The organism is Nonomuraea sp. NPDC049750, assembly GCF_040659625.1.
Taxonomy (GTDB): Bacteria; Actinomycetota; Actinomycetes; order Streptosporangiales; family Streptosporangiaceae; genus Nonomuraea.
The window spans coordinates 24,089-38,673 of sequence record NZ_JBFANB010000012.1; the positions used below are offsets into that span (position 1 = coordinate 24,089).

Annotated in this window: 10 protein-coding genes; 3 read left to right on the top strand and 7 right to left on the bottom strand. The window is 70.1% G+C overall.

Annotation, left to right across the window (positions count from 1 at the left end; all coding sequences use genetic code 11):
- Nucleotides 1-26 precede the first annotated feature (26 nt).
- Nucleotides 27-281, bottom strand: a complete 255-nt coding sequence (locus AB0J16_RS28560; RefSeq protein ID WP_358544902.1) for a hypothetical protein — start codon at nt 279-281, stop codon at nt 27-29.
- 1,624 nt (nt 282-1,905) lie between these two features.
- Here AB0J16_RS28560 and AB0J16_RS28565 point away from each other — a divergent pair.
- From AB0J16_RS28565 to AB0J16_RS28575, 3 genes are all read left to right on the top strand, one after another.
- Nucleotides 1,906-2,175 carry a LysM peptidoglycan-binding domain-containing protein gene (locus tag AB0J16_RS28565; protein ID WP_358544904.1) on the top strand — a complete coding sequence of 90 codons (270 nt, stop codon included), beginning with the start codon at nt 1,906-1,908 and terminating at the stop codon, nt 2,173-2,175.
- Nucleotides 2,176-2,709: 534 nt separating this feature from the next.
- On the top strand, nt 2,710-3,165 hold the full coding sequence (gene nrdR, locus AB0J16_RS28570) for a transcriptional regulator NrdR (RefSeq protein ID WP_214636146.1): 456 nt from the start codon (nt 2,710-2,712) through the stop codon (nt 3,163-3,165).
- Nucleotides 3,162-5,999 carry a vitamin B12-dependent ribonucleotide reductase gene (locus AB0J16_RS28575; protein WP_358544906.1) on the top strand — a complete coding sequence of 946 codons (2,838 nt, stop codon included), beginning with the start codon at nt 3,162-3,164 and terminating at the stop codon, nt 5,997-5,999. The genes nrdR and AB0J16_RS28575 overlap by 4 nt, the downstream gene beginning before the upstream one ends.
- A 301-nt stretch (nt 6,000-6,300) precedes the next feature.
- On the opposite strand, the gene AB0J16_RS28580 is transcribed toward AB0J16_RS28575, so the two are convergent.
- The 6 genes from AB0J16_RS28580 to AB0J16_RS28605 all read right to left on the bottom strand — a co-directional run bounded on the left by AB0J16_RS28580 (nt 6,301) and on the right by AB0J16_RS28605 (nt 14,547).
- Nucleotides 6,301-6,768, bottom strand: a complete 468-nt coding sequence (locus tag AB0J16_RS28580) for a GNAT family N-acetyltransferase (protein WP_358544908.1) — start codon at nt 6,766-6,768, stop codon at nt 6,301-6,303.
- Between the two features lie 136 nt (nt 6,769-6,904).
- The gene (locus tag AB0J16_RS28585; RefSeq protein ID WP_358544909.1) at nt 6,905-9,583 is read right to left on the bottom strand and encodes a LuxR C-terminal-related transcriptional regulator; all 2,679 of its coding nucleotides are present in this window, start codon (nt 9,581-9,583) and stop codon (nt 6,905-6,907) included.
- Between the two features lie 267 nt (nt 9,584-9,850).
- A complete protein-coding gene (locus tag AB0J16_RS28590; protein ID WP_358544911.1) occupies nt 9,851-10,471 on the bottom strand; it encodes a GAF domain-containing protein in 621 nt (206 codons plus the stop codon).
- Nucleotides 10,461-11,333, bottom strand: coding sequence for a S8 family serine peptidase (locus AB0J16_RS28595; RefSeq protein WP_358544913.1), 873 nt, complete (start codon nt 11,331-11,333; stop codon nt 10,461-10,463). Before AB0J16_RS28595 ends, AB0J16_RS28590 begins: the two co-directional genes overlap by 11 nt.
- Nucleotides 11,330-14,350 carry an AAA family ATPase gene (locus AB0J16_RS28600; protein WP_358544914.1) on the bottom strand — a complete coding sequence of 1,007 codons (3,021 nt, stop codon included), beginning with the start codon at nt 14,348-14,350 and terminating at the stop codon, nt 11,330-11,332. Before AB0J16_RS28600 ends, AB0J16_RS28595 begins: the two co-directional genes overlap by 4 nt.
- The gene (locus AB0J16_RS28605) at nt 14,347-14,547 is read right to left on the bottom strand and encodes an aroma-sacti cluster domain-containing protein (RefSeq protein ID WP_225288900.1); all 201 of its coding nucleotides are present in this window, start codon (nt 14,545-14,547) and stop codon (nt 14,347-14,349) included. Before AB0J16_RS28605 ends, AB0J16_RS28600 begins: the two co-directional genes overlap by 4 nt.
- Between the last annotated feature and the right edge of the window lie 38 nt (nt 14,548-14,585).

Consider the following 14,585-nt stretch of genomic DNA (forward strand, 5'->3'; position numbering starts at 1 on the left):
TCTGCCTCCTCGCCCGGTGGCCCGCCTCACCGGCGAATCTCCCGGTCCGTGGTCTTCGTGTCGCACACAGCGACCGTATCGCTGTTGAAGATCATCTTCAAACAATTGTTCGAGTCTTCCTCGAAATTGTTGGCAGCGTGGTGTACAACATCGTACGGGAGTTCGATCGACACCGTGTTCGATTTGCCGATCTTTATTGGGTCTTTTTTTCGGGCCGGGACGGCTGGGAGGTCACACATGCGAGCGACCACCATCACAGATGCGACCAGCGACGACGTCAAGCGACTCACCCTCCTGGCGGACGCCACCCGGCGACCGGTGGCAGGGGGCGATAACACGGGTGACGACCGGGGTGACGGTTCTCGGGGTGGCGATTCCGCCAATCGGTCAGATCGCGAACGCCCGCATACCCGTGACAACTCCGACAACCGGGCTCCGGCGTCCGTCGGTTCGGGGTCGGTTGGACCGGCGGCCGTGTCGGTTGTACCGGTGTCCGCTGGTTCGGGATCCGCTGGTTCGGCGTCCGGCGATTCGGGGCCTAGCGATTCGGGATCGGCCGGTCCGAGGTCTGGCGGTTCGGCGTCGGTCGGCCTGGGGCCTGTTGGACTGACGTCTGTTGGTCCGGGGTCTGGCGGCTCGGGGTCTGGCGGTCCGGGGTCTGTTGGTCCGGGGTCTGTTGGTCCGGGGCTCGTCGGTTCGGGGCTCGTCGGTTCGGGCTCCGCCGGTCCGGGAGCTGGCGGTCGGGGTTCCGCCGGTCGGGGTTCCGCCGGTTCGGCTTCTGTTGGGCTGGCGTCCGGTGGTTCGGGGTCTGCTGGTTCGCCGTCCGTTGATGCGGGATCGGCCGGTTCGGGATCCGGGGGTCCGGGGTTGGCAGGTCCGGGGTCCGCTGCCCCGGGGCCAGAAGGCCGTCTTGGGATAGCGGGCGGGGCTCGCTCCGGAACTGGGAGCGCGGGTCGTCTGCGGGCTGGGGGCGGGAGCATTCGCGAGGGTGGAGACGGAGGCCGTTTCGGCAGGGAAGGCGGTACGCGGCCTGCGCGCGGGGGCGGAGGGCGTCCCGAATACGGCAGCGGTGGCCGTCCGGGGGGAGGCAGCGTACGTGCCGGGGGCGGATCGGCTGGCAGGGGGCCTCTCAGCCGTCGGGCTGCGGCACAGGGGAGACCGCTCCTGTGGCTGGTGCCCGCGCCACGCCCTGACGCCGACGACACACCGCCGCCTGATGGAGGTGTGCGACCCACGGGCGCGGCCGGGCGCCCAGTGGAGCCCGCAGGCTCGGCGGAAGTCGGGCGATTGGTGGAGTCCGGGAACTCGTCGCTTCGGGCAGGCGACGGCCGCGCGGAGGGCCCTCTCCGCGACGCGGGCGCTCGGTTTCGTGAGGCAGAGAGTCGGCCCGGGGGCCGGCCGGAGCTTCGGCCTCGGGAAGCTGTGATCCGGTCGGAGGGGCGGTCGCGTCGGGTGGGTCGCCGGATCGAGGGCCGGTCTCAGGAATCGGTTGGCCAGTCCGAGGGCCGGTCCCGGGAGGCAGGGCGCCGGTCCGAAAGCCGGCGCCGTGGCGCGGGTGGCCGGTCCGAAGGCCGGTCTCAGGAATCGGGTGGCCGGTCCGAGCTTCGGCCTGGGGAGGCTGTGATCCCCTCGGAGGGGCGGGCGCGCCGGGTGGGTGGTCGGTACGGTGTGCGGTCTCGGGGTGTGGGTGGGCGTGTCGAGGGCCGGGCTCGGGAAGCGGCCGGTCGTTCCGGTGGCCGGGCCCATGAGGTGACGGGCTCGTACACACGCCGTCCCCGGCGTAGGGGCGGCCTGCCCGCTGATCGGACCCGTCTGTCCAGGAGGCAGGCCGGCGTCACTCGACGCGGGCGGCGTAATCCTCCCGTACGGCTCACGCGACGGGGGCGGGCCGTACTGGTGATGGCCATGGCTCTGCTGTCCCTGGGCGGCTTCTGGCTCGGCACCCGCGCGGTCAGTCAGGCGTCCGCGGCGCCCGCCGTACCGAGTCACGCGGGTCTGCCATGGGTGACCGTCCACGAGGGGGACACGCTCTGGACGATCGCCGACGCGATGGCTCCCGACGAGGGCGACCCCGGAGCGGTCGTGACCGAGATCAAGCGGTTGAACGGCCTGCCCAGCGCGCTCATCCGCCCCGGCAACCACCTGTACGTCCCGAGCGCCCACGCCCTGCCGTAACCCCGAACAGCCCTAATTGGCGCCGTGCGGCGGCCGTGCCGTGCCGTGCCGCGCTGCGCCGCGCCGCGCCGCGCGGTGCTGTGCTGTGCCGCCCGGTGTCAGTGCCGTAGCCGTGTGATTCTCAACCGGTAAGCGATACGGTCCGTCCCCAACCCAAAGCGCGGGGACGAGCGCGTACGGATGTGCCGTACGAGATGCCTGTGAGCCGTGTTCACCCACGTGAGACCGGCCAACCAACGTGACCAGCGAGGCGAGGAACACACCCCCGTCGGCCGGTGTTGACGACGACACGCCCGAGCCGGACCAAGGTGGCTGCGCTGATCAGCGACTTCGGCGGCAAGCCCCCGTCCAACTTGCGTTCATGGTCGCTCGCTTCTACGGTTGGACCACAACATCTAGTAGTTACACCGATGTAGTTCACCACAAATTGTGTTTCTCTGACCGCACCATGGCAAGCCGTGGGGCGTGCGCGAGCGTACGCAGAAGAGCGCTTTACGCCTGTGGTGACCACACGGTCGAGGAGGGCGAGCAAACGTGCACTGTCCGTTCTGTCGTCATCCCGACACGAGGGTCATCGACAGTCGCTCGACAGAGGACGGCGCGGCCATTCGGCGCCGCCGTACCTGTCCGGAATGCGGGCGCCGGTTCACCACGCAGGAGACCGTACTGCTGATGGTGAGCAAGCGCAGCGGAGTAACGGAGCCGTTTTCGCGTGACAAGGTCGTCGCGGGCGTGCGACGGGCCTGCCAGGGCAGGCCGGTGAGCGAGGATTCGCTGGCTCAATTGGGCCAGCGCGTCGAGGAGGCCATCCGGGCCAAGGGTGCCGCCGAGCTCCCCTCCAACGAGGTGGGGCTGGCGATCCTGGGCCCGTTACGGGAGTTGGACGAGGTGGCCTACTTGCGATTCGCATCGGTATATCGCGGTTTCGAGAGCCTGGCGGACTTCGAGGCCGAGATCGAACAGTTGAAGGCGGAGAAGGGGGAGTCATGACGGAGACGGCCAGCGGTTCAGTCGCGCGCGGAGGTAAGCGTCCGCGTAAAGGGCTCAAGATGAAGCGCATCTTCACCAAGCCCGGTGTGCACCCATATGACGACATCAAGTGGGAGCGCCGCGACGTCGTCATGACCAATTGGCGCGACGGCTCGATCAATTTCGAGCAGCGGGGCGTCGAGTTTCCTGAGTTCTGGTCGGTCAACGCGGCCAACATCGTCACGACCAAATACTTCCGCGGCGCCGTGGGCACCCCGCAGCGCGAGTGGAGCCTGAAGCAGTTGGTCGACCGGGTCGTCGGCGTCTACACCAAGACCGCGGTGGAGCACGGCTACTTCGCCACCGACGAGGATGCCGAGATCTTCGACCACGAGTTGAAGCACGCGCTGACGCACCAGGTGTTCGCGTTCAACTCGCCGGTGTGGTTCAACGTGGGCACCGCGAGCCCGCAGCAAGTGAGCGCCTGCTTCATCTTGGCCGTGGACGACACGATGGAGTCGATCCTCGACTGGTACAAGGAAGAGGGCGTGATCTTCAAGGGCGGCTCGGGCTCGGGGGTCAACCTGTCCCGCATCCGTTCCTCGAAGGAGCTCCTGTCCAGCGGCGGCACGGCCAGCGGGCCGGTCTCGTTCATGCGCGGCGCCGACGCGAGCGCGGGCACCATCAAGTCCGGCGGCGCCACCCGCCGGGCGGCCAAGATGGTCGTGCTCGACGTCGACCACCCCGACATCGTGGAGTTCGTCGAGACCAAGGCCCGCGAGGAGGACAAGGTCCGCGCGCTGCGCGACGCCGGGTTCGACATGGACCTGGGCGGCAAGGACATCGTCTCGGTCCAATACCAGAACGCCAACAACTCGGTGCGCGTCTCCGAGGAGTTCATGCACGCGGTCGAGAAGGGTGACGACTTCGCTCTGCGCGGCCGTCTGACCGGCGAGGTGATCGAGAAGGTCGACGCGCGCGAGCTGTTCCGCAAGATGGCCAAGGCCGCCTGGGAGTGCGCTGACCCCGGCGTCCAGTACGACGACACGATCAACGACTGGCACACCACCCCGGAGACCGGGCGCATCACCGCCAGCAACCCCTGCAGCGAGTACGTCCACCTCGACAACTCCTCCTGCAACCTGGCCAGCATCAACCTGCTGAAGTTCCTGAAGGACGACGACACCTTCGACGTCGCGAACTTCGTCAAGCTGACCGAGCTGATCATCACGGCCATGGACGTGTCGATCACGTTCGCCGACTTCCCGACCGAGAAGATCGGGGAGACCACTCGCGCCTACCGCCAGCTCGGCATCGGCTACGCGAACCTGGGCGCACTGCTCATGGCCACCGGCCACGCGTACGACTCCGACGGCGGCCGCGCGGTCGCCGGGGCGATCACGTCGCTGATGACCGGTGTGTCCTACCGGCGCAGCGCCGAGCTGGCCGGGGTCGTCGGCCCGTACGACGGCTATGCCCGCAACGCCGAGCCGCACAAGCGGATCATGCGCAAGCACGCCGCCGCCAACGACGACCTGCGCACGGTCGGCTCGATGGACGCCAAGATCCACTCCGAGGCGTCCCGTCAGTGGTCGGAGTGCCTCAGGGTCGGCGAGAAGAACGGCTACCGCAACGCGCAGGCCAGCCTGCTCGCGCCCACGGGCACCATCGGCCTGATGATGGACTGCGACACCACCGGCATCGAGCCCGACCTGGCGCTGGTCAAGTTCAAGAAGCTCGTCGGCGGCGGCTCCATGCAGATCGTCAACCAGACGATTCCGCGCGCGCTCAGGCAGCTCAACTACCAGCAGGAGCAGATTGAGGCCATCGTCGAGTACATCGCCGAGCACGGCCACGTCGTCGACGCCCCCGGCCTGCGCAGGGAGCACTACGAGGTGTTCGACTGCGCGATGGGCGAGCGGGCCATCGCCCCGATGGGTCACGTCCGCATGATGGCCGCCGCGCAGCCGTTCCTGTCCGGCGCGATCTCCAAGACGGTCAACCTGCCGGAGTCGGCCACGATCGACGACATCGAGCAGGTCTACCTGGAGGGCTGGCGGCTCGGCCTCAAGGCGCTGGCGGTCTACCGCGACAACTGCAAGGTCGGCCAGCCGCTGTCGGCCGGCGGCAGCAAGAAGGAGGCCGAGAAGGCCGACAAGGCGGCCGAGGTCGCCGAGCCCGAGGTCCGGGTCATCGAGGTCAACCGGCCCACCAGGCGCCGGATGCCCAACCAGCGGCCGAGCATGACCACCCGCTTCACGGTCGGCGGCGCCAAGGGCTACATGACCGCCTCGTCCTACCCCGACGACGGGCTCGGCGAGGTCTTCCTGAAGATGTCCAAGCAGGGCTCGACGCTGGCGGGCGTCATGGACGCCTTCTCGGTGGCGATCTCGATAGGGCTCCAGTACGGCGTGCCGCTCGAGACGTACATGAGCAAGTTCGTCAACATGCGCTTCGAGCCCGCCGGGATGACGGATGACCCCGACATCCGGATGGCCACCTCGGTGATGGACTACATCTTCCGCCGCCTGGCCCTCGACCACCTGCCCTACGACGAGCGGGCGGCGCTGGGCATCTTCTCGGCGGCCGAGCGCGCCGCGCAGCAGCGCGGTGAGGACCCGGCCGCGCTTCAGGAGGCGGTCGACCGTGAGGCGCTCGCCCAGTCGGCACCGATCGAGGCCAAGCAGGAAGCGGAGCAGGAGGCGGCGCCTGAGCCGGTGCAGGAGTTCACGCTGGAGAACCACCAGCGCATCACCGCGGACGCCCCGCTCTGCATGACCTGCGGCACCAAGATGCGGCCGGCGGGCAGCTGCTACGTCTGCGAGGGCTGCGGCTCCACCAGTGGCTGCAGCTAGAGACAGGCGAAGTCGCGGTTGACGCGACACTCGGCCTGACCAGCTAAGACCCTGGTCACGAGGGGGATCTGGACTTGGTTCCAGATCCCCCTCGACGAGTTTGGGCAAGGTGCTGGCGGCTTGCCGGTCTCCTTGACGATGCGCACCGCACCGGCTCGGAACTCCGGGTCAAACCGGCGCCTGGTCACTCCCACGACCCAACCTCACCTCAGGTTCGGTCTCCACGGTATGAGGGGAAGCGCAAGCACGGCAAGAGCTACCGTGAGCGGCGTGCCCACGGGCAAAGTGCGCTACGAAAACATCAAAGCGGCTGCTCCAGCACGTGTTTCAGCTCGGCGAATCCGGCCGCCGCATAGAAGGCCTTGGCGCCCTCGTTGAAGTCCAGTACGTCGGTCAGCAGCCGCCGGCAGCCCTCCAGCCTGCCCGCGTCCCGCACGGCTTCGATCAGCTGACTCGCAACCCCGCGTCTCGCGGCTTGTGGATCCACCGCCAGCTGATTGAGGAGGATGAAGGATTCGGCGCGGAGGAACGGGTTTTCCTCGCGACGCACGATGGCAGCCACGGCATATCCGACTGGACGATCAATCTCGGCGATGAACGCACGCGTAGAGTCTTTGACCAGGAGAGTGGCGAAGTAGTCGGTCAGTTCCTGTTCGGGTGGGTCGACGCGGTAGACGTCGGGGCGGCGGGCGGCGTGGGCTGCATGAACGTGAGGGTTCAGCAGGGCCAGGATTCTGGCGTCCTCTGCTGCGGCTGCGCGGATCTTCATGCAGGCACCCTAGATCCTGGCCGCTCCCAAGAGAGAAGCTGTGCTGCCGGAAGGCGTCGCCCACCGCTTCCATAACGCCTTTCCCGAGTGCTATCCAAACTGACCGGTAAAGGCTGCCGGCTACTCAACAGCAAAATCAGGCATCGCCCTGGAGGGGCTCTTGAGCGTGGGGTTCCTCGCCAACCGGCTGGCCGAGCGCATCAGGCTGGCCCAGCACCTGCGCGAGTGCGTCGCGCCCGGACACCCCGAGCTTGGCGTACACCCGGCCCAGATGGTTGTTGACCGTTCGGAGCGAGAGGCCGAGGCGGTCGGCGACGGCGCGGCCGGGCAATCCCGCCGCGGTCAGCTTCGCCACCTGCAGCTCTCGAGGAGTCAACGACACATCGAGGGTCCCTGCCAGGTCCGTCAGCGGTGTGCGGGCGCCGTCGCACTCGGTGAGCAGTTCACGGGCGAACACGAGCGCGGCCTTGGCCGCCGTACGCCGACGCGCCCCGGCATGCAGCCGGTGGGCTGTCGCGGCCGCCTCCGCGGCGGGCAGCAGATGGCCGAGGCGATGTAGCCGCTCGGCCGTCTCCGCGAGCAGGTGAGCGTCGTCCGTGGCGAGTGCGGTGGCCATCGTGGCGAAGGCCGCCGTCGCGGGTGCGGCGGTGTTCCTGGCGAGTTGGTGCAGCCTGTCGTACACCTCCTTCGCGGCGCCGAATCGCGCGGCGTCGAACAACGCCAGGGCCTCGATCATCGGCACTCCGGCCTTGCCCGCGGTCTTCGCGGCCCCGAGGGCGTGGCCGGCGGCGCTGGAGAGATCGAGCGCGGCGGCGGCGACCCAGGCGCGGTCGCGCTCCATCCAGGCGTCGAAGAGCGCACCCCGTGGCGGGGGGCTGGCATCCATTCGGCAGAGCCACGCGTCCGCCTGGACGGTGTCTCCCGCCATCGCGTACGCGCCGGCCAGCTCGGCCAGGTAGAAAGCCGGTAATCGCAGCGGGTCGTGCTCACCGAGTAATACGACCGCCTCGCGCAGTGCCTGCTGGGCCGGCTTCACGCGTCCCTGAGCCTTCGCCACGAAGCCACGTACGATCGCCCACAGGCCGACCAATGGTGCGGCCTGCCGCGTCTCGACGGCTTCTCGATAGGCGATGTCCACGGCCTTGGCCGCGGTGGTGAGAGCGCCCGCGAGCGTCAGGGCGACGCATCTGGCGGCGCCGACCTGAGCCTCTGTCCACGGCGAGGCGATCTCCAGACCGGTGGCGCTCGCTCGTTCGACGAGGCGGATGTCTCCCATGAGACCCGCGGCGAGCACGACCGCCGTGGCCGCCCGTGCCGTCGCCTCCGCCGGCAGCCGGGGTCCCGGCCGGGTGAGCAGCGCCGTACCGATGGCGAGAGATCCCGCGACCTGTCCCTCGATCAGCATCGTCCAGGCCCGCACCGCCTCCGCCGCTCGCTCGCCGGTCGGATTCCCCTGGGCCGGCGCTGCTTCGTGCTGCCAGTATTCGATCTTCTCCCTGACTATCGCGCGCCGGTCGGCGCGTTCTTCGTTGTCGCATTCCCCCGGATCAGGGAGTACGTCGGCCGCGTCGGAGAAGCGGCCCTGCAACGCCAGCACCTCGGCCAGGGTCAGGTTCGCGTCCACCCCGCCGTCAGCGGCACCGGACGCGGTGGCCAGCCGCTCGGCGACCTCGAGCTCCAACCGTTCGGCGGCGCGTTCGGCGGCGGCCAGCAACTCCTGGCCGGAGGAGTCGAGGCCCGCGGTGCGCCGCCACATGACCAGCTCGAACGCGTCGTCCGCGCGGCGGCGTGGCGAGGCGGCAAGGGACTCGGCCAGCCGCGCCCAGATCTCGTTCGCTCGGGCGCGTGGCATGCGTGCGCGGATGACCTCCCCGTACGCGGGTATCGTGAGCCGCGCCTGGTGCCGCGCGCCGGAGGGTTCGACCACCACCAGCCCCTGCCGTTCGGCCCGTACTACGGCGGAGTGCCCGGTGAGCTCTTCGAGCACGGGCTGGCCGAGCGGCTCCTTACAGGCGAGCACCTCGAGTACGGCCAGCACGGCCGGATCGTCGACCTGCATCTGCGCCTCGATCAGATCACCGAGCCGGCCGGTGATCCGCAGCTCGCCACTCAGATGCCAGAGGCCGTCGCGGCGCAGCAGCGCGGATCCCTCCAGCGCGGACCGCGCGAGCTCGCGCAGCACGAGCGGATTGCCGGCGGACAGCCGGCGGAACGTGTGCCGCGTGACGGCGTCCAGCGGACCGCCCAGGCCGCGCTCAAGCAGGGTGTCCACCTCGTTGTCGCTCAGCGGCCGCAGCTCGACGCGGCGGGCGACCCCTTCCTTCCATAACGCCGTCATCACGTCGGGCGCCGTGTGCCCCTGTCGTACGGTGAGCAGCACGAAGGTCCTTGTGTGCACGGCGAGCTGGTACACCAGCGCGGCCGAGACGTCGTCGAGCAGATGAGTGTCGTCCACGACGAATACCGGCCGTTTCCCGGTGGGAACGGTGAAACGTTCCACGATCTGGCCGAAGATGTGCGCGGTGACGGGCTCCGCGGCGTCGTGTGGGAGCGCGAGATGCAGCAATGGTCCCAAGGGGATCGCCCCGGCGGCACGGGTCCCCGTCGCCCAGGCCGTCGGGTGACCGGCCGCCGTGAGCCGCACGACCGCCTCCTTGGCCAGGCGCGTCCGGCCCACACCGGGCGGTCCCACGATCACCACGCCGCCGACGTCCGCCTGCGTCGCCGCTGACAGGACCGTGCGCAGTGTCGCGGCGCGCCCGACGAGTGGCCAAAGGTTCCCGGGGCGTCCGTCGTGCGGACGGCTGTCTGCCATGTCGTCCCTTCCGGATGTCGTCACACTGCGACGTCGTGCCCTGACCGGAGATGCCCCCAGCGGCGACTCTCATGCCGCGTCCCCAGCCCGAAACTCAGGCAGGTCCTTGATCTTCTCCACGTGAAGCGTGCTCCCCTTTGGCATCCTTCAAACAGACGTGGCGGGATGGTGACCGCGCGTGACGGTGTCCGGACGCGCCAACGGCCACCCACTTGAGGCCGCACAAGCACAAATGGCCTCAAAGGGGTGGTGTGGACGGGCTGTTCGTTACGGTGCGAGGAGGTCGTCGGCGATGGCGAGCAGGCGTACGGCTGCCGCGTCCGACGACCGGTCCCTGCCCCGCAGCCTCTCGCCGATCCGCCGCAGCAGCGCGTTCGGGTCGGCGAGAGGCTCCCGGCCATCACTCCGCCGCACGCGGAGCAGGAGTTCCAGGGCGCAGGCGGCCTGCGTGGCGAACATGCCCAGGAGCTCCATGTCGTCCAGATCGCTGCGGGAGGCCGTGCGATCCAGCACCTCCAGAACCCCCACGCATTCCTCGAACCGGATGAGCGGTGCCGCCATGATGGTCCGCGGGACGTAACCGGTGGATTCCGCGGCGTCCTGGGCGAACTGCGTCACTGCCGACACGTCGTCCGCGACCATCGGCTGCCCGCTCGCCGCGACCCAGCCGGCGATCCCGGTTCCCGCCGGAAAGTGGCTCCCGACCAGCTCTTTCTCGCCTTCGCCGGAGACGGCTTCGAAGACCAGGTCACCGGTGTCGGGGTCCACGAGGAAGATGGAGGCGGCGGCGGCGCCGAACATGTGGCGGGCCACCTCGACGATCGACTGCAGCAGCCTGCGCTCGGTGCCGTCCAGCGAATCGGGAGAGTCAGGGAAGTCAGCGGACATGGGGCTCTCCGTTCTGCGTCATGGTGTTGTCCGCGGCCAGGTAGAGGACCGTCTTGAGCTGGAACGGCGTCAGCCACGGATGCTTGCCCAGGATGAGCGCGCAGATGCCGGTGATGTGCGGCGCCGCGAAGCTGTTGCCGGTGCTGCGGATCTCCCGGCCGCCGGGCCAGGCGACCGGCACCCTGACCCCTCGCGCGAGGAACTCCGCGGGCGGCGCCGGGTTGTAGTAGTACGTCATCGGGTCCGCCTCGTCGTGGCTGGCCACCGAGACGACCGAGGAGAACGTCCACGGGTAGCTGAGCACCGGCATGTTGTGCGCGGCGGCGACCAGGAGGCAACGCCGGAAGTACGCGCGGTCGGCGAGTTCGTGCAGGGATTCGCGCAGGCCCGACCTCGTGCTGGACAGGCTGAGGTTGACCAGGTCGTAACCCTGGTCGATGGCCCAGCGCAGCCCGGTCACCAGGGCGTCACCGGTGCCGGACTTCCCGTCGGTGAGCGCGCGTACGGAGGTGATCGCCGCTCCGGGGGCGACCGACCTGATCACTCCGGCGCAGGCCGTGCCGTGCCCGGCCGGGTCGACGGGAGCGCACTCGGCGACGGTCAGCCTGCCCTCGTCCCCGCTGACGACCTCGACCGACCGATCCAGGCCGCCGATCTTGGGATGGTCGCCCGCCACGCCCGTGTCCACGACGCACACGCGTACTCCCGTGCCGTCGGCCCCACCCCATGCCCACTCCCTGGTCACCCCGGCCAGCGGGCTGACCTGGAAGGGCTCCGGGGGCTGCCGCGTGGTGGCCAGCCCCCACGCGGGCACACCGGGGAAGTGCGCGCGCTGGTTCCGGCGCCAGGGCGGCGTGCTCATCGCAGTCCCTTCATCCAGTCGCGGACGCGCCGCGCGGGCAGGTTCGCGCCCTTGCTCAGGTACGCGTCGAGCGCGCGCCGGGCGGCCTCGGCCGGGTCGTGTCCGGCGGCCCGCCGGATCCGGGCGATCTCGACCAGGACGTCCCCTCGCAGACAAGGGTCGTCGGTCGATTCGAGCAGCGCGGTCGCACGGTCCGCGGCGCTCATCGCGTCCGCGTGCTCGCCGTCGAACGAGGCGATTGCGCCTCTCATCGCGAGGGCCGTGAGCTCGCCGCGCAGCTGCGGCGGCTCCGCGCCGCCGCGCGCCAGTTCCGCGGCCGCCTGCCGGACGTCTCCCTGCCGGAGGGTCTCCCGCGCCGCGTAGATCTCCAAGGTGACGGCGGGCCCCCCATGGCCTGCCGTACGGAGGGCGGCGGCGGCCCGTCTGAACAGCTCCCTCGCGTCCTCGTGGTTGCCGTCCAGGGATTCCACCAGCCCCCGCACCTGGACGACGGCGATCGCCGAGAGGCCGAGGTGCAGCTCCTCCGCGTAGTGGCCGGCCGTGTCGAGCGACTCACGGGCGCCGCCGAGGTCGCCGGAGAGCGCGAGCAGGCGGCCCCTGGTGACGAGCACCGGCACCAGCAGGGCGCGATCACCGGCGAACCGGTCCAGCAGGTCGGCGCAGAGCGCGAGCCCTTCGGGCACCGGGGTGGGAGACCATTGCACCAGCTCGCACAGCCCGCCGAGGAGCCGGTCCTCCTCGTAACGGTCGCCCATCGGCCGGGCCGGCGCGAGCCCGTCACGCAGGGAGCGGTCGGCGGCGCCGAACCGGCCTTCCTGGATGTGGACCAGGGCTTGGAGCTGGTGGAAGCGGCACCAGCTCAGGTCGTCCCGGGGGTCGAGCGCCAGCCGTACGCGAAGGGGTTCGAGCTGCGGCGCGCGGGCGCCCGAGCGCAGGGCGAGGACCTCCCGCTGGATCACGCAGGTGAGCTGGGTTCGCGGGTCTTCCGGCAGCAACTCCTCCGCACGGTCCAGGGCCGCGGCCGCCGCGGCGGCCTCTCCCCGTGCCAGCTCCGCGTCGCTGATGCGGACGGCCAGCGACCGGTGCTCGTCCCTGCCCGGGGGCAGCATCTCCCGGCCCTGCTCCAGCAGCGCGATCGCCGCGGGCAGGTCTCTGCGGTGCAACGCCTGACCGCCGTCCCTGATGAGCTGGTCCGCGGCCCGGCCGGTCAGCTCGGGCAGGAGCGGATCGCCGGGGCGTACCTGGCGGGTGAGGCGGCAGGCCGCCAGCAGGTGCCGGCTGACGTCGCCGGACGCCGGTCCGAGGAAGGGAGCCTGCTCCGAGGCGTCGCCGGCCCGGTCGCCGAACCAGTCGGCCAGCCTTCGGTGCCAGTCCGCCCGCACCTCCTTGCTCGTCAGCGCGTACACGGTCTCCCGGGTGAGGGTCTGCGCGAACTCGTACGCTCCCGGCAGCGCGCCACGCCGGATGAGGCGCTCGCGCCGCAACCGGCTCAGCGGAGCGGCCGTCATGGCGGGTTCCCCGTCGAAGAGGACCTCCAGCTGCTCCACCGAGAAGGAGTGCCCGATGGTCGCGGCCCGTTCGAGCACCTGGCGCTCGGCCGCGTCCAGCCGATCCAGCCGGGCCCCGAGCAGCGCCTGGATGGTGGGCGGGAGGGAGGCGGCGCCCTCGGCGAGGGTCTCCAGCATCAGCTCGGCGAAGAGCGGGTTGCCGTCCGAACCGTGGATCACCCGCTGGTAGGTGCCGTCGTCGTCGTGGGCGACGACGTCCGCCCGCCCGGCGCGGAGCTCGGCGACGAGCCGGGCCATGTGCGGCGGGCTCATCGGACCGAGCTCCAGCGACATGGCGCAGGTCATGCCCCCTCCCCAGGAGGGGCGGGCCTCGTAGAGCTCGGGCCGGGCGACGCAGACGAGGAGCACGGGCACGTCGGCGAGCCACGCCGAGCAGTCCTCGATCAGGTCGAGGAGGGTCGGCTCGGCCCACTGCAGGTTGTCCAGCACCACCACCAGCGGCCGGCGCTGGGCGAGCACCTCGAACAGCGACCGTACGGCCTGCGCGATCTCCGCGACCCCGGGAGTGTCGTCCTGGTACTCCGCGTCACCACGGCACGCCAGCCCGCGCAACGCCCGCTCGCCTTCCGTTCCCACGGCCTCGGCGATGGCGGGCCAGTCGCCGTTGAGGGCTTCCAGCATCTCCGTGATGGGCCGGTACGTGGCGCCGATGCCGTAGGACGGGCACCGGCCGGCGAGCACGGTCACGTCCTCGGGCAGGTTCGTCAGAAACTCCCTGACGAGCCGGGACTTGCCGATGCCCGGAACGCCGAGCAGGGTGGCCATGCAGCACTGCCGCCCGCGTACGACGCGGTCATGGAAGCGCGTCAGCTGCTGCAACTCCTCGGTCCGGCCGATCAACGGGACCGTGTCGGCCTCCGGCGCGCCGCGATCGGGCTCCACGGTGACGAGCCGCCACGCCCGTACCGGATCTCTCTTGCCCTTGAGCGTGAGCGGGGGAACGCCGTCCAGCAGCGCGTGCTGCCTGACCAGGCGGGCCACGTCGTCGCCCAGGAGGATCTCGCCGTCGCCCGCCGCGGACTGCAGCCGGCTCGCGGTGTTGACCGTGTCACCGATCACCCGCACGTTTGAGCCGGACCCGTCGGCGACCATCACCTCGCCGAAGGCGATGCCGCAATGGGCGTCCAGCCGGACTCCATGGGTGGGGGCTATCTCGGCGCTGAGCCGGTGCACGGCCGTCATCGCCGCGTCCGCCGCGAGGACGGCCCGCAGCGCGTCGTCCTCGCGGCTGAGCGGAACGCCGAACACCGCCATGATCGCGTCGCCGATGTACTTCTCCACGGCGCCGCCGTGCTCGAAGATCTCCGTCCGGCACGCCGCGTAGTAGCGGTCGAGGATGCGCAGGAGCAGTTCGGGGTCGAGACGCTCGGCGAGCTCCGTCGACCCCACGATGTCGATGAACAGGACCACGACGTTACGGCGGGTGGGTCGCGGATCCCTGTCACTCATACGAGCTTGAGCTCCTGTCCTTCCACCTCGCCGGTGTGGTCGTCCAGACGCTTCTTGATCGAGTTCAGTACGGCGACCTCGGTCTCCGTGAGCGAGGCGAACACGGTTCGCTGCCGCTCATCGAGCAGGTCGATGGGGTGCCCGCCCGCCCGCAGCGTGGCCAGCGCGTCGAACCCGCCCGATCCGGTTGCGTTCATGAACCACAAGCCTGAAACGGCTCATCAGGGTTCGCAAG